Annotated in this window: 16 protein-coding genes; 9 read left to right on the top strand and 7 right to left on the bottom strand. The window is 63.1% G+C overall.

Annotated features, from left to right (window positions below):
• Positions 1 to 36: 36 nt before the first annotated feature.
• Together LHFGNBLO_RS14150 and LHFGNBLO_RS14145 are read right to left on the bottom strand one after the other, a co-directional pair.
• Positions 37 to 1,593, bottom strand: coding sequence for an amino acid permease (locus tag LHFGNBLO_RS14150; RefSeq protein ID WP_258608304.1), 1,557 nt, complete (start codon positions 1,591 to 1,593; stop codon positions 37 to 39).
• Between the two features lie 20 nt (positions 1,594 to 1,613).
• A complete protein-coding gene (locus LHFGNBLO_RS14145; RefSeq protein WP_258608303.1) occupies positions 1,614 to 2,432 on the bottom strand; it encodes an N-formylglutamate amidohydrolase in 819 nt (272 codons plus the stop codon).
• 135 nt (positions 2,433 to 2,567) lie between these two features.
• Here LHFGNBLO_RS14145 and LHFGNBLO_RS14140 point away from each other — a divergent pair, with 135 nt between their 5' ends.
• The 3 genes from LHFGNBLO_RS14140 (at position 2,568) to LHFGNBLO_RS14130 (ending at position 7,918) form a co-directional block, all read left to right on the top strand.
• The gene (locus tag LHFGNBLO_RS14140; protein ID WP_258608302.1) at positions 2,568 to 3,395 is read left to right on the top strand and encodes a MurR/RpiR family transcriptional regulator; all 828 of its coding nucleotides are present in this window, start codon (positions 2,568 to 2,570) and stop codon (positions 3,393 to 3,395) included.
• A gap of 231 nt (positions 3,396 to 3,626) precedes the next feature.
• Complete coding sequence (locus LHFGNBLO_RS14135; protein ID WP_258608301.1) at positions 3,627 to 4,790, top strand: efflux RND transporter periplasmic adaptor subunit; 1,164 nt, start codon at positions 3,627 to 3,629, stop codon at positions 4,788 to 4,790.
• On the top strand, positions 4,787 to 7,918 hold the full coding sequence (locus LHFGNBLO_RS14130; protein ID WP_258608300.1) for an efflux RND transporter permease subunit: 3,132 nt from the start codon (positions 4,787 to 4,789) through the stop codon (positions 7,916 to 7,918). Before LHFGNBLO_RS14135 ends, LHFGNBLO_RS14130 begins: the two co-directional genes overlap by 4 nt.
• A 347-nt stretch (positions 7,919 to 8,265) precedes the next feature.
• On the opposite strand, the gene LHFGNBLO_RS14125 is transcribed toward LHFGNBLO_RS14130, so the two are convergent.
• A complete protein-coding gene (locus LHFGNBLO_RS14125; RefSeq protein ID WP_258608299.1) occupies positions 8,266 to 9,303 on the bottom strand; it encodes a zinc-binding dehydrogenase in 1,038 nt (345 codons plus the stop codon).
• A gap of 55 nt (positions 9,304 to 9,358) precedes the next feature.
• Positions 9,359 to 10,600, bottom strand: a complete 1,242-nt coding sequence (locus LHFGNBLO_RS14120; protein ID WP_258608297.1) for an acyl-CoA dehydrogenase family protein — start codon at positions 10,598 to 10,600, stop codon at positions 9,359 to 9,361.
• A 126-nt stretch (positions 10,601 to 10,726) separates the two neighbouring features.
• Here LHFGNBLO_RS14120 and LHFGNBLO_RS14115 point away from each other — a divergent pair, with 126 nt between their 5' ends.
• Genes LHFGNBLO_RS14115 through LHFGNBLO_RS14100 form a run of 4 tightly spaced genes read left to right on the top strand, consistent with a single transcriptional unit; the run spans position 10,727 to position 13,894 of the window.
• Positions 10,727 to 11,542: an SDR family oxidoreductase gene (locus LHFGNBLO_RS14115; protein WP_258608286.1), complete on the top strand. Its 816-nt coding sequence runs from the start codon at positions 10,727 to 10,729 to the stop codon at positions 11,540 to 11,542.
• Positions 11,539 to 12,066 carry a MaoC family dehydratase gene (locus LHFGNBLO_RS14110; protein WP_319944221.1) on the top strand — a complete coding sequence of 176 codons (528 nt, stop codon included), beginning with the start codon at positions 11,539 to 11,541 and terminating at the stop codon, positions 12,064 to 12,066. Before LHFGNBLO_RS14115 ends, LHFGNBLO_RS14110 begins: the two co-directional genes overlap by 4 nt.
• On the top strand, positions 12,063 to 13,118 hold the full coding sequence (locus LHFGNBLO_RS14105; protein WP_258608282.1) for a phosphotransferase family protein: 1,056 nt from the start codon (positions 12,063 to 12,065) through the stop codon (positions 13,116 to 13,118). Before LHFGNBLO_RS14110 ends, LHFGNBLO_RS14105 begins: the two co-directional genes overlap by 4 nt.
• Complete coding sequence (locus LHFGNBLO_RS14100; protein ID WP_258608281.1) at positions 13,118 to 13,894, top strand: SDR family NAD(P)-dependent oxidoreductase; 777 nt, start codon at positions 13,118 to 13,120, stop codon at positions 13,892 to 13,894. The genes LHFGNBLO_RS14105 and LHFGNBLO_RS14100 overlap by 1 nt, the downstream gene beginning before the upstream one ends.
• Before the next feature lie 84 nt (positions 13,895 to 13,978).
• On the opposite strand, the gene LHFGNBLO_RS14095 is transcribed toward LHFGNBLO_RS14100, so the two are convergent.
• Positions 13,979 to 14,680, bottom strand: a complete 702-nt coding sequence (locus LHFGNBLO_RS14095; RefSeq protein WP_258608280.1) for a hypothetical protein — start codon at positions 14,678 to 14,680, stop codon at positions 13,979 to 13,981.
• Positions 14,681 to 14,946: 266 nt separating this feature from the next.
• Positions 14,947 to 15,825: a hypothetical protein gene (locus tag LHFGNBLO_RS14090; RefSeq protein WP_258608279.1), complete on the bottom strand. Its 879-nt coding sequence runs from the start codon at positions 15,823 to 15,825 to the stop codon at positions 14,947 to 14,949.
• A 62-nt stretch (positions 15,826 to 15,887) separates the two neighbouring features.
• Between LHFGNBLO_RS14090 and LHFGNBLO_RS14085 the strand changes: the two genes are divergently transcribed.
• Complete coding sequence (locus tag LHFGNBLO_RS14085) at positions 15,888 to 16,532, top strand: TetR/AcrR family transcriptional regulator (RefSeq protein WP_258608278.1); 645 nt, start codon at positions 15,888 to 15,890, stop codon at positions 16,530 to 16,532.
• A gap of 216 nt (positions 16,533 to 16,748) precedes the next feature.
• On the top strand, positions 16,749 to 16,994 hold the full coding sequence (locus LHFGNBLO_RS14080) for a DUF680 domain-containing protein (RefSeq protein ID WP_258608277.1): 246 nt from the start codon (positions 16,749 to 16,751) through the stop codon (positions 16,992 to 16,994).
• A 110-nt stretch (positions 16,995 to 17,104) separates the two neighbouring features.
• Here the strand turns inward: LHFGNBLO_RS14080 and LHFGNBLO_RS14075 are convergent, their stop codons facing one another.
• The gene (locus LHFGNBLO_RS14075; protein WP_258608276.1) at positions 17,105 to 17,335 is read right to left on the bottom strand and encodes a hypothetical protein; all 231 of its coding nucleotides are present in this window, start codon (positions 17,333 to 17,335) and stop codon (positions 17,105 to 17,107) included.
• Positions 17,336 to 17,377 lie beyond the last annotated feature (42 nt).

Here is a 17,377-nt window from a genome sequence, read left to right as displayed (position 1 = left end):
CCGGCACGATGCCGGCCATGGCCAAGATGGTTGATGTCAGTGGCCGGTTTCGCCGACGGCCTGCTCCGCCGCCTTGATGGCTGCCTGGCGCGCCGCGATGATGTCGCCCAACGGCGGCCCCTGGAAGCGATTCCGCTCGAAGCCGAACCAGACGACAGCCGTCAGGATGAAGAAGCCGACGGTGATGTAGAGCGCCCAGTCGTTCGGGGGCTGGATGCCGATGATGAAGATCAGGATCATCGATATGATCGACAGCACGGCAAACAGCATGAAGATGCCGCGCCCCATGTTCCATGGGCCCATCTTGTCCCACTTCGGCGTTCCCCAGGCCAGCATGCCGAGCACGATCGGCACGGTGAAGGACAGGAACAGGAAGATGACGGTGCAGGACACCACGATGGTGTAGGCCGAGGTGCCGGCAACCGAAACCAGCGTCGAACCCCAGACGAACAGCACCGACAGGATGCATGCCGTCCAGATCGCCGCCACTGGCGTGCGATAGGTCGGGCTGACCTTGGCCAGCGCCGACGAACCCGGCAGGCCGCCGTCACGCGAGAAGGCGAAGATCATGCGCGAAGCGGAGGTGACGGTCGCGAGGCCGCAAAGCAGCTGAGCGACGAACACGACAAGATAGATGAACTCCTTGATGCCGGGGCTGACGCGCTGGTCGAAAGCCCAGAAGAACACGTTCCAGCCCTGCTTGGCCGCATCGTCCATGTTCGGGATCATCAGGATGAAGGCGGCGAGGAACAAATAGCCGAAGACGGCCGACCAGATTACCGACATGACCATCGCGCGCGGTACCGAGGAGGCTGCCTTGATGGTTTCCTCGGAGGTGTGCGCCGAGGCGTCATAGCCGGTGATCGTGTAGATCGGCAGCAAGAGGCCGAGTGCGAATACCCAGGCATTCGAGACGGACGGCCACACGCTTGCGCCGGCTTCGCCGGAGTAGTTCTTGAACGTGAAGAGACGGCTGAAATCCCAGGTCTCTGCAGAGGCGAGGCAGACGATGGCGATGAGGATCGAACCGAAGAAGATGAGGTAGCCCGAGAAGTCGGTCAGCTTCGCCGTCAGCTTGATGCCCAGATGGTTGATGAGCGCCTGGGCGCCGGTGATGATGATCAGGAAGATCATCTGGTTGGTCAGCGTGCCTTCAATACCGAGCGTTGGCCCGAAGGCGCCGATGAAGAACGTCCAGGTGCCGACATTGATGGCGCCGAGCACGGTGATCAGGCCGAGCAGGTTGAGCCATGCCGTCACCCAGCCGGTGCCGCGGTTGCCGAGTATCGAACCCCAGTGATAGAGGCCGCCCGCGGTCGGATAGGCCGAGCTGATCTGCGACATGGCCACCGCGAAGGTCAACGACACGAAACAGCCGACCAGCCAGCCGATGCCGATGCCGATGCCGCCGGCGCCGGAGGTTGCCTGTGCCAGCGAATTGATGCCGCCGGACAGGATGCAGATGATCGAGAATGAAACGGCGAAGTTCGAAAAGCGGCTGAGGCGCCGCTCCAGTTCCTGGGCATAGCCCATGCTGTGGAGGTGCTTTACGTCCTCCGCCTTGTCAACTTCAGTATAGCCCGGTGCTGCCATTTGGTGTCCCCTTTTGGTTCTTAGCTGGCCGATTGAACTGACTTTCCGACTACGCTTGATCTGGGGCTCTTGGCCTCCTCTGGCTCCAGATCAGAAAAAATGCCCGTGAGCAGATCCGCCCATTTCCGCTGCCCGGTTTCGCCGGAGATTTCATCATTGCGGATTTCGATCATCGCGCAAGGCAGGCCGCGCGAGCGTGCATGGCGTTCCAGCGTGAAGTAGACGCGGTCGGCCGGCGAATAGGGTTCGTTGACGCCGACAGTGACGCCGGCGAGCCGCCGTAGCGCAGCGATCAGCGGTGACGCCAGCCGGCGATCTTCATCATGAATGATGCCGATGTGCCAGGGCCGGATCTTGCCCTTGTAGACCGGCGTGAAGGAATGGACCGAAACCAGCCGCGTTTCCTGACCGCGGCCCAGCCGCGCATCGACGATATTTGCGATCGTGTCGTGGAAGGGCTGCCACGACAAAGCAATGCGCGCGGCGCGCTGCTTTTCCGACAGGCCGGCATTGCCCGGTATGACAGTGGTTTCGCTGACCGGCGGCACCAGATCGGGCGCGTCGAGTGGACGGTTGCAGTCGATGACAAGGCGCGAGATGCGGGTCTCGACCAGCGCCGCATCGAGCGCTTCGGCCATACGGCGGGCGACCGGCAACGCGCCGGGATCCCAGGCAATGTGGCGCGAAAGGGCCTCGGCGGGCAGACCGAGCGTTGCGAATTCCGGCGGCAGGAAGTTGGAGGCGTGGTCGCAGGTCAACACAAATGGGCTCGATCCCCCGGGGTTCGTCACCCCCACGGAATCTGACGATGCAAGGCTGGCGGGCCGTGCTGTCTCCATTGTCTGCCGTCCCCGGGGAGCGCTGTATCGTATGTTACGTATTTTGCCTCATTGCGTCCCTATGGATGATTTCATACAGTTTGACCGATTTTGTCAAATGCGATTTCGGCAAGACAGCCAGGGGTGGGGGAAAAGATGGTTTCCAGCATTGCCGAACTGATCTCGGACCGTATCGGCACGATGCCGGCAGGCGAGCGCCGCGCAGCCCAGACGCTGATCGCCAACTACCCGCTGATCGGCCTGAAGACGGTCGCCGAATTCTCGGCTGCAGCTGGTGTGTCCTCGCCGACGATCCTGCGTTTCGTCGCCCGGATCGGATTTCAGAACTATCCTGAGTTTCAATCGGCACTGCAGGACGAACTGGCGGCGCAATTGCAGTCGCCGGCATCGCGCACGCTCAATCCGCCGTCGCCGGGCGGCGGTACTGTGTCGCCGATGCTGGAGGCGACGCTCGACAACATGCGCGAGACGTTCAGGCACCTGTCCGACAAGCAGCTTGCCGACATCGCGGCCCGGCTTGCCGACCGGCGGGGCAAGACGTTCCTGATCGGCGGCCGTTTCACCGATCCGCTGGCGCGCTACATGGCCGCGCACCTCGCCATCGTCCAGCCCAACGTCTTCCACCTCGCCGGACAGGAAAGCATCTGGCGCGACCGATTGATCGACATGGGCAAGCGCGACGTGCTGGTGATCTTCGACATCAGACGCTACCAGGACAGCCTTGCCCGTTTTGCCGAGACTGCACACCAGCGCGGCGTGCAGATCGTGCTGTTCACCGACCAGTGGCTGTCGCCGATCGCCCGCTTCGCCCGCCATGTCATCGCCGGACGCACCGCCGTGCCCTCGGCCTGGGACTCTTCGGCAGCCCTTTTCGTCGTTGCCGAAACACTGATCGGCGCCGTCACGAGACAGCTCGAGGCCGACAGCGCCAAACGCATCCGTGAACTGGAAAGCTTGCGCTAGCGCATCGGACCCAAAAGTGGAAACCGGTTTGGGAAAATCCGTTGCTCAAGCAAAAAGAAAAAAGGGCGGTGGCGTTCAACTACGCCTTACCCAACCTTACATAGATTTAATGTGCATGAGAGCGGCAGAATTGCCATAAAGCCATGATATTGCCGTGGCTTCGCACATACCGGGTGCGTCGCTGCGTGTTTTTTGCTTGGGGAAACCGGTAGTTTGCCAACCGGAGTGCCGATGGCCGCCTGGAAACAGATCGTTTTTGCGCTGGTGATCCTGGTGGCGGCTGCTGCCGCCTGGGTTCGCTTCTTCCCCGGTGCGCCGGAGGTGCTGGCCCGCTGGGGCATCGACTGGGCCTATGCCTCCACGCCTGAAACACAGACAAGCGCGATCGGCACGACAAAGCAGGCAAGCGGCCGCAACGCAGCCGGGCAACCGGCAAATGTCGTCGCCTTGCCGGCCGGTACAGCCACCATCAACGACCGTCTGCAGGCAATCGGCACCGGCCGCGCCAATGCCTCGGTGACGGTCAATCCCTACAGTTCCGGCCGGCTCGTCGAATTCCTGGTCGAATCCGGCACCCGTGTCGAAAAGGGGCAAATCATCGCTACCCTCGATTCCGAGACCGAGGTGATCGCGCAGGATCGTGCCAAGCTCGTTGTACAGGACTCGCAGAACAAGCTCGACCGGGTGAGATCGCTGCAGGCTTCCAACGCCGCGACACCGGTCGCCGTCGCCGATGCCGAAGTCGTGCTGGCGGTCGCCAAACTGGTACTTCGCGATGCCGAACTTGCCCTGCAGCGGCGCTCGATCGCCGCGCCGATCGCCGGCACCGTCGGCATCCTGCCGATCGCCGCCGGCAACTATGTGACCAATGAGTCGGCGATCGCCACTCTCGATGACCGCTCCAGCATACTGGTCGATTTCCTGGTGCCTGAGCGTTTCGCCGCCGCCGTAAAGGTCGGGGCGCAATTGTCGGCGACGCCGATCGCCAATCCAAACAATGCTTACACGGGGACGATTTCGGCCATCGACAACCATATCGACGAAAAGAGCCGCACCCTGCTGGTCAAGGCAAAGATCGCCAATCCGGCCGATTCGCTGCGGGCCGGCATGTCCTTCCAGATCAGCATGAAATTCCCCGGCGATACCTATCCGGCCGTCAGTCCTCTGGCGATCCTGTGGGGCTCGGACGGCGCCTATATCTGGCAGATAGAGGACGGCAAGGCCAGGCGAGTTGCCGTGCGCATTATCCAGCGCAACACCGAGACCGTGCTGATCGATGCCCCGATCGACAGCGGCGACATGGTGGTGACCGAGGGCACCCAGAGCGTCAGCGAGGGCGGCGAGGTCCGCATCGCCGGCGAAGAACAGCGCGCCGCCGAAGCCGCCGGCTCATGACCGCCACCGTCAACACCGCCAGCGACACCGGCTTCACCGCGCTGTTCATCCGCAGGCCGGTGATGGCCTTCGTCCTGAACACGCTGATCGCGGTCGCCGGCCTTGCCGCCTTCTACGGCGTCGAGATCCGCGAACTGCCGGATGTCGACCGTCCTGTCATCACCGTTTCCACGGCCTTCGAGGGCGCCGCGGCCGAAACTGTCGACCGAGAACTGACCGACACGATAGAGGGCGCGGTCGCCCGCGTCTCCGGCGTCAAGTCGATCTCGTCCACCTCGTCCTTCGGCTCGAGCCGCGTCACCATCGAGTTCAATGACGGAGTCGACCTCAACGTCGCCGCCTCCGATGTGCGCGACGCCGTCGGCCGCATCGCCAACCAGATGCCGGACACGGCGGACGCACCACGCATCGTCAAGGCCGACGCCAATTCCGAGCCGGTGATGCGGCTGGCCGTCACCTCCGACACCATGTCGGTGCAGGACATGACGGTGATTGTCCAGGATCAGATCGAGGACGAACTTGCCGCCGTCCCCGGTGTTGCCGACGTCCAGGTCTCAGGCGACCGCGACAAGATCTTCCGCATCGACGTCAACCAGACCAAACTTGCCAGCCTGGGCTTTACCGTCGCCGATCTCAGGGCAGCGCTTGCCTCGGTCGCCTTCGATTCGCCGGCAGGCTCGATCACCACGACCAATCAGGACCTGATCGTGCGCACGACGGCGGACGTGACCACGCCCGACGAGTTCGAAAACATCATCATCGGCGGCACGACGCGCATCCGCGACGTCGCCACCGTCACGCTCGGCCCCGACATCGGCCAGACAACGCTGCGTTCGGACGGCAAGACCGGCATCGGCCTCGGCATCATTCGCCAGGCGGAATCGAACACACTGGATATTTCCACCGGTGTGACGGCCACAATCGCCAAGCTGCAGGAAAACCTGCCCAAGGGCATGTCGATCAAGATCACCAGCGACGATGCGGTCTTCGTCAACGGCGCCGTGCATGAAGTCGAAATCGCGCTCGGCCTTTCCGTTTCCATCGTGCTGATCGTCATCTACATTTTTCTCCTCGACTGGCGCGCGACGCTCATTCCGGCGCTTTCGATGCCGGTCGCCATGATCGGGACGATCGCCGCGATTTATCTCGCCGGCTTCTCGATCAACATCCTGACGCTGCTCGCCATGGTGCTGGCCACCGGTCTCGTCGTCGACGACGCGATCGTCGTGCTGGAGAACATCGTGCGACGACGTAACGAAGGCATGGGACCCCGCGCGGCCGCCGTGCTCGGCGCCAAGGAAGTGTTCTTCGCCGTCATCGCCACGACGCTGACTCTGGTCGCCGTCTTCGTGCCGATCTCCTTCCTGCCCGGCCAGACCGGCGGCCTGTTCCGCGAATTCGGTTTCGTGCTCGCAATGTCGGTGCTTTTGTCCTGCGTGGTGGCGCTGACCCTCTGCCCAATGCTGGCTTCACGCATGCTGTCAGACGCATCACTCCATCACGAAAGCGGCAGCGGCGTCGGCGCCCGCATCGGCGGTGCGCTCAATGCACTCTACCGGCGCTGCCTGCACATCTGCCTCGACGCGCCATGGATCGCGCTTCTGGTCGCGGTGTTGTTTGCGGCCACCGCCTTCACGCTGTTCGGCACCATACGCCAGGAACTGACGCCGACCGAAGACCGCGCCGTCGTGCTCCTGCGCATCAACGCGCCGCAAGGCGTCAGCCTCGACTACACGACGCAGCAGATGCAGAAGATCGAGAAACTGATCCAGCCGCTGCGCGATTCCGGCGAGATCCGCAGCACGTTCGAGAACGCCGGCCAGAACGGCTCCTACAACAGCGGCTTCATGGTGATGACGCTGGCGCCGTGGAACGAGCGCAGCCGCAGCCAGCAGCAGATCATGGCCGAGATCAGCCAGCTCACCAAACAGGTACCGAGCGTGCGCGTCTTCCCGGTACAGCCCAACAGCCTCGGCATCCGCGGCGCTGGCAACGGCCTGCAGTTCGCGCTGGTCGGCAACGACCGCAAGGCGCTCGGCGGTGCGGCGGTGAAGATCATTGCCGAGATGCAGAAGGATCCGCGCTTCCAGTTGCCGCGGCTCTCCGTAGATCCAACGCAGCCGCAACTGGCCGTCGCGATCGACCGCGAGCGCGCGTCCGATCTCGGCATGGATATTACCGGGCTAGCCAACACCATGCAGGCCATGCTTGACGGCAACGACGTCGTCGACGTCTATATCGCTGATCGCAGCTACGGAGTGAAGCTCGTCTCGACCACCAACCCGATCAACGATCCGACCGATCTGGAGAACATCTTTTTGAAGACCGCCGACGGCCGCTTCGTACCGATGTCGACCATCGCTACGCTGACCGAGCGCGCCGTGCCGCCATCTCTGACCCGCGAGCAGCAGCAGCCATCGGTAGCCATCACCTCCAACCTCGGCGGCGATTTCGCCCTCGGCGACGCACTGACCCGCGCAGAGGAAATCGCAACGCCGCTTCTGCCGCCAGGCAGCCGCATGCTGCCGCTGGCCGAGGCGGCGACGCTGGGGGAGACCAACAGTGCCATGATCACCATCTTCGGTTTCGCTCTGGTCATCATTCTCCTGGTGCTGGCTGCCCAGTTCGAGAGCTTCGTCAGCGCCGTCATCATCATGGCGACGGTGCCACTCGGCCTTGCCTGCGCGATCTTTGCCCTTTTGCTCAGCGGTACCAGCCTCAACGCCTACAGCCAGATCGGCCTGGTGCTTCTGGTCGGCGTCATGGCCAAGAACGGCATCCTGATCGTCGAATTCGCCAATCAGCTGCGTGACCGCGGTTTTGGCGTGCGCGAGGCGATCGAACAGGCCTCGATCATCCGCTTGCGGCCGGTGATGATGACGATGATCTGCACCGTGCTCGGCGGCGTGCCGCTGGTTCTGGCAAGCGGCGCAGGTGCGGAGGCGCGCATCGCGCTCGGCTGGGTCATCGTCGGCGGGCTCGGGCTCGCCACCGTCTCGACCCTGTTCCTGACCCCGGTCGCCTATCTCTTGCTCGGCCGCTTCGTCACGCCGAAGACACACGAGGAAGCGCGGCTGAAGCGCGAGCTCGAGGAAGCCGCCTACACCAATGTCGAGCCGGCGGAGTGATTAGCTTTCCTCGCCCCGTTTACGGGGAGAGGATGCCGGCAGGCAGGTGAGGGGCAGCGCCGGCTTCTCATAAGTTAGCGCCACCCCCCATCCGCCCTTCGGGCACCTTCTCCCCGTGAATGGCAGGGCAATCGCATATGGCGCTCCCCCTCTCCGTCTCGGCTTCGCCGAGCCACCTCTCCCCCACGTTGTGGGGGCGAGGAACCCAGGCTTTCCAAGGCCGCCACCTCGGCGGTTGGTGTTCCTCGCCCCCATGGAATGGGGGAGAGGTGGCCGCGCAGCGGCCGGAGAGGGGGCTGGCGCTGCCATATGCGATTGCCCTGCCGCAAACGGGGAGGAGGGAAGGTCTACGGCTTGATGAACACCTTGCCGTTGGGCTTGGCCAGTTCCGCTGGAACCTTCGTCATCGCTTCGGCCAGCGGCACAATCGCCGTCACGTCGGTCGACCAGCGGCCGTCCGAAAAACGCTTCTGCGCCTCCAGGATCGCCGGACCGCGGCGATCGCGGAACTGGCGCATCCACTCGCTCAGCCAGAAACCCTCAATATGCTTGTGCTGGAAGATCAGCTGGCCGGGCTCGCGGATGATTGTGGTGTCGGGATCGAGCCGCCCGTAGATGATCCAGCGCGAACGCTTCGGCATGACGTCGAAGATGACAGAGGCCAGCGGCCCGGTTACCGCATCGAGGAAGATGCGCGGCTGCTCGGCCTTGACCACCTCGCGCAGCGTCGCCTTGAAATCCGCTGCCTTTTCGTTGAGGACATGGGCGGCGCCGAGTTCCTTCAGCAACGGGATCTGATCGTCGCGACGCACCGTGACGATCGGCCGGAACCCCTCTTCCTTTGCGAGACCAATGATCAGCTTGCAAAGCTGGCTGGCGCCGGCGGTCATGATGAAGGCCTTCTCGCCTTCCTGCTTGACGATATCGAACATGGCGAGAGCGGTAAGCGGGTTGACGATCATCGCCGCACCATCCTCGTCGCGAACCGTATCGAGAAGCGGAATGCAGACCACCGCCTCGGCGACGGCGTATTCAGCCCACGAACCCCAGGTCGACACACCGGTGGCAAAGGCGACGCGTTTGCCGATCAGGTTTTTTGGGTAGGGCTCGTCACCGCTGGCGACGACGGTGCCAACACCCTCGAAACCGGCCGGCTGGCCCTTGGCGCGCGGCTGACCATACTGGCCCTTGATGAAGGCGATATCGGACGGATTGATCGAGGAGAGGCTGACCTTGATCAGCACCTGCGTCGGGCCGGGCGTCGGCACTGCGATCACGCCTGGCTGGAGATAGGGCTCCATCGCCTCCAGCACGCTGCTATTCGGGGTCTTGGTATAGCCGTCGCCGACCAGCAGCAACGCCTTCATCTCGGATGGGACAGCCATAGGAAAAACTCCGTGGTTCAAATTATCGGTGCCGACGACTGGCGAGCGCCGTCGCTCAGACTTTTTCCTGCGTGTATTTCTTAAGCTCGGTCCGCGCCACTTGCCGGCGATGCACAGCATCCGGCCCATCGGCCAACCGCAGCGTCCGCAGATGCGTCCACGAGCGCGCCAGCGGCGTATCCTGGCTGATGCCTTGCGCACCGAACATCTGCACCGCCTCGTCGGTCACCTTGAGCGCGACACGCGGCGCAATCACCTTGATCTGGCTGATCCAGGGGGCGGCGGCGCGCGCATCGCCCTGGTCGATCATCCACGCCGCCTTGAGGCAGAGCAGCCTGGCCATCTCGATCTCCATGCGGCATTCGGCGATGATGTCGAAATTGGCGCCGAGTTTGGCGAGAGGCTGGCCAAAGGCCTCGCGGCGGACGGAGCGTTGGCACAGCATCTCCAGCGCCATCTCGGCCTGGCCGATGGCGCGCATACAATGATGGATACGGCCAGGCCCGAGCCTCCCTTGCGCGATCTCGAAGCCCCTGCCCTCGCCGAGGATCAGGTTTCCCGCCGGTATCCGAACATTGTCGAATCGGAGATGCATATGGCCATGTGGCGCGTCGTCGTCGCCATAGACCTGCATGGCCCGCAGCTTCGTCACGCCTTTGCTGTCGGAAGGCACCAGGATCATCGAATGCCGGCGGTGCTGCGGTTCTCCGTCACCACCTGTCCTGACCATGACGATATAGATGGCGCAGCGCGGATCGCCGGCGCCCGATGCCCACCATTTCTCGCCGTTGAGCACATAGTGGTCACCCTGCCGCTCGCAGCGCATGGCAATGTTGGTGGCGTCGGAAGAGGCGACATCCGGCTCGGTCATCAGATAGGCCGAACGGATCTGTCCGTCGAGCAACGGCTCTAGCCATTCTTTCTTGTGTTCGGCCGAACCGTAGCGTTCCAGCACCTCCATGTTGCCGGTGTCCGGGGCAGAGCAGTTGAAGGTCTCGGCGCCGAGATGCGCCTTGCCCATCTCTTCGGCGAGGTAGGCGTATTCGACGGTGGAAAGGCCGTAGCCACGCTCGGAGCCGGTCAGCCAGAAATTCCACAGGCCGCGCTCTTTCGCGGTCTTCTTCAGCCCTTCGAGAATCTCGGTCTGGCGCGCCGTATAGACCCAACGGTCGCCGCCCTTGCCGATTTCGGCCAGGAATTTCTCGCCGAGCGGCATGATCTCGCCGCGCACCATCGCCGTGACGCGTGCATGGATCGGCTTCAGCCGCTCGGTCATGCCGAGATTCATCTCCGCCATGGCTCTCCACCCTTTCACGCACGCGCGGGCACTTTACCCGTGGCAAGGATGACCGTACTTCGGGTAGCCTTGTCAACGCGAACCATTTCGCCTGGACGGTGAGGCCAAAGGCGCGGAGAAAGTGCGATGAGCTATCTGGACGAGCTGTTTTCGGTGGCTGGCAAGACCGCGCTGGTCACCGGTGCGGCGACCGGCATCGGCCGCATGGCGGCGACCGCACTGGTCCGGGCCGGCGCCACAGTGATGATCGCCTCGCGCAAGGGCGACGACTGCGTCAAGGTCGCCGACGAATTGAACGGTCTTGGCGCATCTGGCCGGGCGGAAGGCTTTGCCGGCGACGTCTCCAGCGAGGCCGGTATCGCCGCCCTCGTCGCCGAGGTGAGGGCGCGGACCGAACGGTTGCACATCCTGGTCAACAATGCGGGCGTTTCCTGGGGCGCGCCGCTGGAGACGTTCCCCTATCCTGCCTGGGCGAAAGTGTTCGGCGTCAACGTCACCGCCGTCTTCCATTTGACGCGCGAGCTCCTGCCGCTGCTCGATGCCGCCGCCAGCGATGCCGATCCGGCCCGTGTGATCAATCTGGGTTCGGTGATGGGCACCCAGCCATTGGCCGACGACGCCTATTCATACACCGCCTCCAAGGCTGCGGTTCACCATCTAACGCGCACGCTGGCAATCGAGTTCGCCAGCCGCCGCATCACCGTCAACGCCTTTGCCCCCGGCCCTTTCCAGAGCCGGATGACCGCTTTCGCCACCGGCAGCGAGGAACAGGCCAAACATGTCGGCGGCCATGTTCCAATCGGCCGCATCGGCGCACCGGATGACATTGCCGGCGCAACCCTCTATTTGTGCAGCCGTGCAGGCAGCTATGTCACCGGTGCCATCCTGCCGATCGACGGCGGGCAGTCCGTGCAGCATGGGCTGACGCTGTTCAAGGAATGACAAGTCCGGCCGAAGAGCCGGTGTGTGAAGTGGAGGACATCAGCTTGGAACCGATCAGTCTCGATGTGCTTCTGGCCAGCGTCGGCAAGGAAGTTGGCGTCTCGCCATGGCGGGCGGTTACGCAGCGCATGATCGACCAGTTCGCCGACGCCACCGACGACCACCAGTTCATCCATTGCGATCCGGAGCGCGCCATGCGCGAGACGCCGTTTGGCGGCACCATCGCCCACGGCTTCCTGTCGCTTTCGCTGCTGTCGGCGATGACCTTCGAGACCATGCCGCCGCTTGAGAACAGCAAGATGGGCGTCAACCACGGCTTCGATTCGCTGCGCTTCATGGCGCCGGTGAAGACCGGCGCGCGCATCCGCACCCGCTTCGTGCTGGCCGACGTCAAGGTCAGGCCGTCGGGCTGGGTGCAGACGGCGCATGACGTGACCATCGAGATCGAGGGCTCGAAGAAGCCGGCGCTGACCGCGCGCTGGCTGACGCTGACGCTGATCGAGCGCCAGCCAGAGACCGCATGAGCGACGCGAACGCGCTCGACACGTCGGCGCTTGCGCTCGACCAAGCAGCCCTTGCGCCCTACCTCGAGGCGGAGATCCCTGGTTTTTCCGGGCTTCGCTCCATCGAAAAATTCAAATCCGGACAGTCGAACCCGACCTATTTGCTGGTGGCGGCAAGCGGCAATTATGTGCTGCGCGCCAAGCCGCCGGGCCAGTTGCTGAAGTCGGCGCATCAGGTCGACCGCGAATTCAGGGTGATGAGGGCGCTGTCCACGACTGCCGTGCCGGTGCCAGCCATGCTGCACCTTACCAGTGAAGAGTCGCCGATCGGACGCATGTTCTACGTAATGGATTTCATCGATGGTCGCATCTTCTGGGATCCGGCGCTGCCGGAGGCGTCAGGCAATGACGAACGCGCCGCCATCTACGATGCCATGAACGGCACGCTCGCCGCACTGCACGATGTCGATGTCGAAGCGGCGGGGCTCGGCGATTTCGGCAGGCCGGGCAGTTACTTCGAGCGGCAGCTGACGCGCTGGACCGGCCAGTACCGCGCCGCCGAAACCGACGCGGTGGCCGACATGGACCGGCTGATTGCCTGGCTGGAGACGCATATGCCGGCCGATGACGGCCTCGTCTCGCTGGTGCACGGCGACTACCGGCTGGACAACATGATCTTCGCGTCAGACCGGCCGCAGGTTCTGGCGGTGCTCGACTGGGAACTGTCGACGCTTGGCCACCCCTTCGCCGACATCGCCTATCAATGCATGCAGTGGCGGCTGCCGCACGCTTCGGGGTTTCGCGGCCTCGGCGGCATCGACCGCGCCGCCCTCGGCCTGCCTTCCGAGCAAGACTATGTCGCCGCCTATTGCTGGCGGCGCGGGCTGGACGGCATCGGCAACTGGAACTTCTTCCTCGCCTTCTCCTTCTTCCGGCTGGCGGCGATCTGCCAGGGCGTCTACAGGCGCGCTCTGGACGGCAACGCTTCCAATCCGGAAAAGGCAAAAACCTATGGCGAAGCTGTGAAGCTGCTCGCCGGCCTCGCGGTGAAACTGATCGACAAGGAGGCGTGATGGGCCGTTTTGACGGAGCTACGGTGCTGATCTCCGGTGCTGCCGGCGGCCTCGGTCGCGGCGCCGCCAAGGGCTTTGCCGCCGAAGGCGCGCGGCTGATCCTTTCCGACATCGACCATGCGGCGCTGGAAAGCCTCGCGGCCACGCTGGGCGCGCAAACGGCTGTCCTGGCCGGCAACATCGCCGATGAAGCGGTGTCGGAAGCACTGGTTGCGCTGGCCGTCAGCACATTCGGCCGGCTGGATGTCGCCGTCAACAATGCCGGCATCGTGCAGAGCTTCGCGCGCCTGCCGCAAGTGGCGTCGGATGAAGCACGCCGCGTCCTGGAGATCGACCTGCTTGGCGTCTTCTATGCGATGAAGCACCAGATCCCGCAGTTGGAGCGGCAGTTCAAGGCAACCGGCAAAGGCGGCGCCATCGTCAACATCGCCTCGGTTGCCGGGTTGGTCGGCGCGCCAAAACTCTCGGTCTATGCCGCCGCCAAGCATGGCGTCGTCGGGCTGACCAAATCGGCGGCGGCCGAATACGCCACCAAGGGCGTTCGCATCAACGCCATCTGCCCGGCTCACACAAGAACGGCGATGGTCGACGGCTTTGTGCGCATCTCCGGCGCACCGGAAGCCGAGGCGCTGGCCGAACTGACGCGCGGCGTGCCCATGAAGCGGGTCGGCGAAGTGGACGAGATCGTCACTGCCATGCTGTTTGCCGCCGACCCCGCCAATTCCTTCATGACCGGCCACGCGCTGGCGGTGGACGGCGGCGTCGGCGCGATCTGAAGCGTGATCGGTTCTGTTTCCAGACCGGCGAGCGAGCCTACGCGTAGGTGACGCCGGCTGGGCGAGAAACAGAATGCAGGCCAATCATCGTCTGGCGGCGTCGGTAGTGATGAGCTTCATGTGCCGGCCGACCTGCAGGGCGATGTAGACGACCACCGAGCAACCGATCGGGAACACGATCTCGTTGAGGCCGGTTGTGATCGCCCGCGGCAATTCAAGGGCGACGCCGTTCGCGGCGGCCGTCTCGATCGTCAGTATCGTGATACCGCCGCCGAACACCGCGCCCGTCAAGGCGCCTGTCAGCGCGAAATGTAGCAAACGGGGCTCGTCCTTCGACGCCAGCGAGGCCAGTACCCAGCCGAGCAGACAATATTCGATCGCCCGCAGCAGGCCCAGCGTGGTGAGGGAGAGGGTGGCCGGTTTTGTTGCCGCATCAAGAGCACTTACCATGACCTTTTGCGACCCCTTGGCGATGACCATCGCCAGCGGTGCCGAGATTGCGGCGATCAGGCCGCCGAGCGAGGGTCGCACCTTGGCGATCGCTGTGCCGAGGCTGACGCCGGCGCAGACGAAGAACGACCACGTCACGCCCTGCGCCAATTCGATCAGGACCTGGGTGGTGGCCGGGTGAGAACCTGCTGCAAGTCTGCCGGCCAGAATAAGGGCTTCCATGGCGAAGCCGAGTGCGATCGCCAACCATGCAACCATGACCACCCGCTTGAGCGCCAGCCTGGCGCCATGAGAAAGTGGATCCACGTCTGGCGTACTGGACGAAAGCTCGGCCATGGTCGTATCGACCTCCCCAAAAACAGAATTTTTTGCAGGGTATCAAAATAGCCTTCGTCTGTAACCGTCCAATGCTGCCTGTTTGTGCCCCGGTAACACTTTGCGTCAGACAAAACGGGCAAGACAACCCAGAAACGGCATACCCGGAAACCTCAAGCTGATCTTTGCGACACCTTGTGCGTGATCGGATCGGTTCTGTTGCCCGACCGGCGAGCGAGCCTACGCGGAGGTGACGCCGGCTGGGCGATGAACAGCATGCAGGCCGATCATGGTTTGGCGGTGTCGGTAGCGATGAACTTCATGTGCCGGCTGACCTGCAGGGCGATGTAGACAACCAGCGCGCAACCGATCGGAAACACGATCTCGTTGAGGCCCGTTGTGATAGCCTGTGGCAATGCCAGCGCAATATCCTTAGCAGCGGCAGTCTCGATCGTCAGCGCCGTGATCCCGCCGCCAAACACCGCGCCGACCAAAGCGCCTGCCAGCACGAAATGCAACGGGCGGGGTTTCTCCTTCGACGCCAGCGAGGCCAACATCCAGCCGAGCAGGCCATATTCGATTGCCCGCAGCACCCCCAGGGTGGTGAGCGACAGGATCGCGGGCTTTGCGGCTGCATCGAGCGCGCTCACCATGACCTTTTGCGTGCCCTTGGCGATGCCCATGGCCAGCGGCGCCGAGATCGCGGCAATCAAGCCGCCAAGCGAGGCTCGCACCTTGGCGATCGCCGTGCCGAGGCTGACGCCGGCGCAGACGAAGAACGACCACGTCACGCCTTGCGCCAATTCGATCAGAACCTGGGTCGTGGCCGGGTGTGAACCTGCCGCAAACCTGACAGTCAGGATCAACGCTTCCATGGTGAAGCCAAGTATGATTGCCAACCATGCCACCATGATGACCCGCCTGAGTGCAAGTCTTGCACCCAGAGAAAGTGTATTTGAATCCGGCTCGCCGGACAAAAGTTCAGTCACGGCCATATCGGCCTCCCAAAACAGGAAAATATTGCAGCGGAGCCGACTAGGCTCCATTTGTAACAGTTCGATGTTGCAGAACTTCTGTCGCAGTAACACGCGCAACCAACGTCGGAGCCAAATGTTCGCGAAGGGACGCGGACATTCGCAGCCCGGTGAAGTCGATTTTGAGGCCACCCTTGTCCGATTCCGTACAGCGTATATGATTTAGCCAGACACCAACAACCAAGGCAGAGAAATTGCCGCTGAGCGTCCAGAACCGCCGCGAGAAGCAAAAAGCCGAACTGCGCTCCGAACTTGTCGAAGCAGCGCACAAGCTTGTGCAGGAAGAAGGCTATGAAGGCCTCACCATCCGCAAGCTGGCCAAGCGCGTCGGCTATGCGCCAATGTCGGTCTATTCCTATTTCGCCGACAAGCAGGATATCCTGTTCGCACTGGCCGAGGATGCGTTCGAGACCTTGGCCAAGCGGATCGAGGCTCATCCGGCGGACGATCCGATCGAGGCGCTGCAGGCTGTCATGACGGAGTATGCCGCCTTCGGGCTCGGCAATCCCAACGAATACCGTACGGTGTTCATGACCGAGAAGACCAAGCTGCCGGAAGGCAGAAGCTACGAAGAGATGGAAGAGGGCAACCCGGCGATGAAAGTGCTCATCAGCCGAGTCGAGGCCTGCGTCGCCGCCGGCAAGCTCAAGGGCGATCCGCGCGCCATCGCCACCATGCTATGGGCGGTCGGCCATGGCACGATCTCATTGCTGATCACCTTTCCCTTCTATCCTTTCGGCGACCCGCAGGCTTTCGTGAAGCGGATGTGCGATTTCACGCTGGCCACGCTGATGACGCAGGACGTGCCGCCGCTGACCGAGACGCCGGTCAACTGCTGAGCCCCCTTTCTTTTCCGCATCTGTGACGGCGATCCCCTGGACGAACCGAGGCAATCATCATGCTTGTGCGCATGGCGTCCGCGACAATTCAGCCGTTCAAAAAAATTCTCCGTACATGTACGATTTCTGACTTGAAACCTGCAATTGGTGGGCGTATATGTACACCAGACCGTACATGTACGGAAAAGATTTGACCGTTGAACCCGGAGACAGACGATGAAAAAGACAATCCTCACTCTCGCTGCCGTACTGGCATTCTCGGGCGCCGCTTTTGCTGGCACGAACACGCCGGCCAAGCAGGCGCCAGCGGCAGCCTGCGTCGACACCAGGACCAATGTGAAGCTCGATTGCAGCGCGACCGGCTCGGTCGAAAAGACAGACGCCAAGGCCGGCTCGGCCGACAGCAAGGGCCCCCGGCTCGGCATCGAGATCAACCCGTGGATCGTGCCCAGTTCGTTCTGAGCTGATCGATCGGCTCAACCACCGAACGGCACAATATTAAGGGCGGCAGGATATCCTGACCGCCCATTTTCGTGGCCGTTTCAGTCCGGCCGCAGGAACCTGATGGAGCGTTACTTCTTGCGCTTCTTCATTCCCGCCACGACCTTGGGCTTGCCGGGTCTTGCCGGAGCGCCGGAAATGGACGTTGTGGTGATCGACACCGGATCGCTGGCCGGAAACGTATCTTCGAGACCTTCCTCAAGTTCCTCTTCGGCACTCACCTCGTGATGCCGCTCATGTTCCAGCGAACGCACGGCCGGCGTCTTTTTGACCGGTGACTTCGGCGCGGATTTCGACGGCATCGGCATTCTCCCTCGGCTGCTCACCCACAACGACAGCGCATG

The sequence above is a fragment of the Mesorhizobium sp. AR10 genome (assembly GCF_024746795.1).
Taxonomy (GTDB): Bacteria; Pseudomonadota; Alphaproteobacteria; order Rhizobiales; family Rhizobiaceae; genus Mesorhizobium.
The sequence above is the reverse complement of the archived record's forward strand: the minus strand, read 5'-3'. Positions and strand labels throughout refer to the sequence as shown.

Coding starts and splice junctions, on each gene's coding strand:
- LHFGNBLO_RS14150 (WP_258608304.1), bottom strand. CDS start 1,593: ATGGCAGCACCGGGCTATACTGAAGTTGACAAGGCGGAGGACGTAAAG.
- LHFGNBLO_RS14145 (WP_258608303.1), bottom strand. CDS start 2,432: ATGGAGACAGCACGGCCCGCCAGCCTTGCATCGTCAGATTCCGTGGGG.
- LHFGNBLO_RS14140 (WP_258608302.1), top strand. CDS start 2,568: ATGGTTTCCAGCATTGCCGAACTGATCTCGGACCGTATCGGCACGATG.
- LHFGNBLO_RS14135 (WP_258608301.1), top strand. CDS start 3,627: ATGGCCGCCTGGAAACAGATCGTTTTTGCGCTGGTGATCCTGGTGGCG.
- LHFGNBLO_RS14130 (WP_258608300.1), top strand. CDS start 4,787: ATGACCGCCACCGTCAACACCGCCAGCGACACCGGCTTCACCGCGCTG.
- LHFGNBLO_RS14125 (WP_258608299.1), bottom strand. CDS start 9,303: ATGGCTGTCCCATCCGAGATGAAGGCGTTGCTGCTGGTCGGCGACGGC.
- LHFGNBLO_RS14120 (WP_258608297.1), bottom strand. CDS start 10,600: ATGGCGGAGATGAATCTCGGCATGACCGAGCGGCTGAAGCCGATCCAT.
- LHFGNBLO_RS14115 (WP_258608286.1), top strand. CDS start 10,727: ATGAGCTATCTGGACGAGCTGTTTTCGGTGGCTGGCAAGACCGCGCTG.
- LHFGNBLO_RS14110 (WP_319944221.1), top strand. CDS start 11,539: ATGACAAGTCCGGCCGAAGAGCCGGTGTGTGAAGTGGAGGACATCAGC.
- LHFGNBLO_RS14105 (WP_258608282.1), top strand. CDS start 12,063: ATGAGCGACGCGAACGCGCTCGACACGTCGGCGCTTGCGCTCGACCAA.
- LHFGNBLO_RS14100 (WP_258608281.1), top strand. CDS start 13,118: ATGGGCCGTTTTGACGGAGCTACGGTGCTGATCTCCGGTGCTGCCGGC.
- LHFGNBLO_RS14095 (WP_258608280.1), bottom strand. CDS start 14,680: ATGGCCGAGCTTTCGTCCAGTACGCCAGACGTGGATCCACTTTCTCAT.
- LHFGNBLO_RS14080 (WP_258608277.1), top strand. CDS start 16,749: ATGAAAAAGACAATCCTCACTCTCGCTGCCGTACTGGCATTCTCGGGC.
- LHFGNBLO_RS14075 (WP_258608276.1), bottom strand. CDS start 17,335: ATGCCGTCGAAATCCGCGCCGAAGTCACCGGTCAAAAAGACGCCGGCC.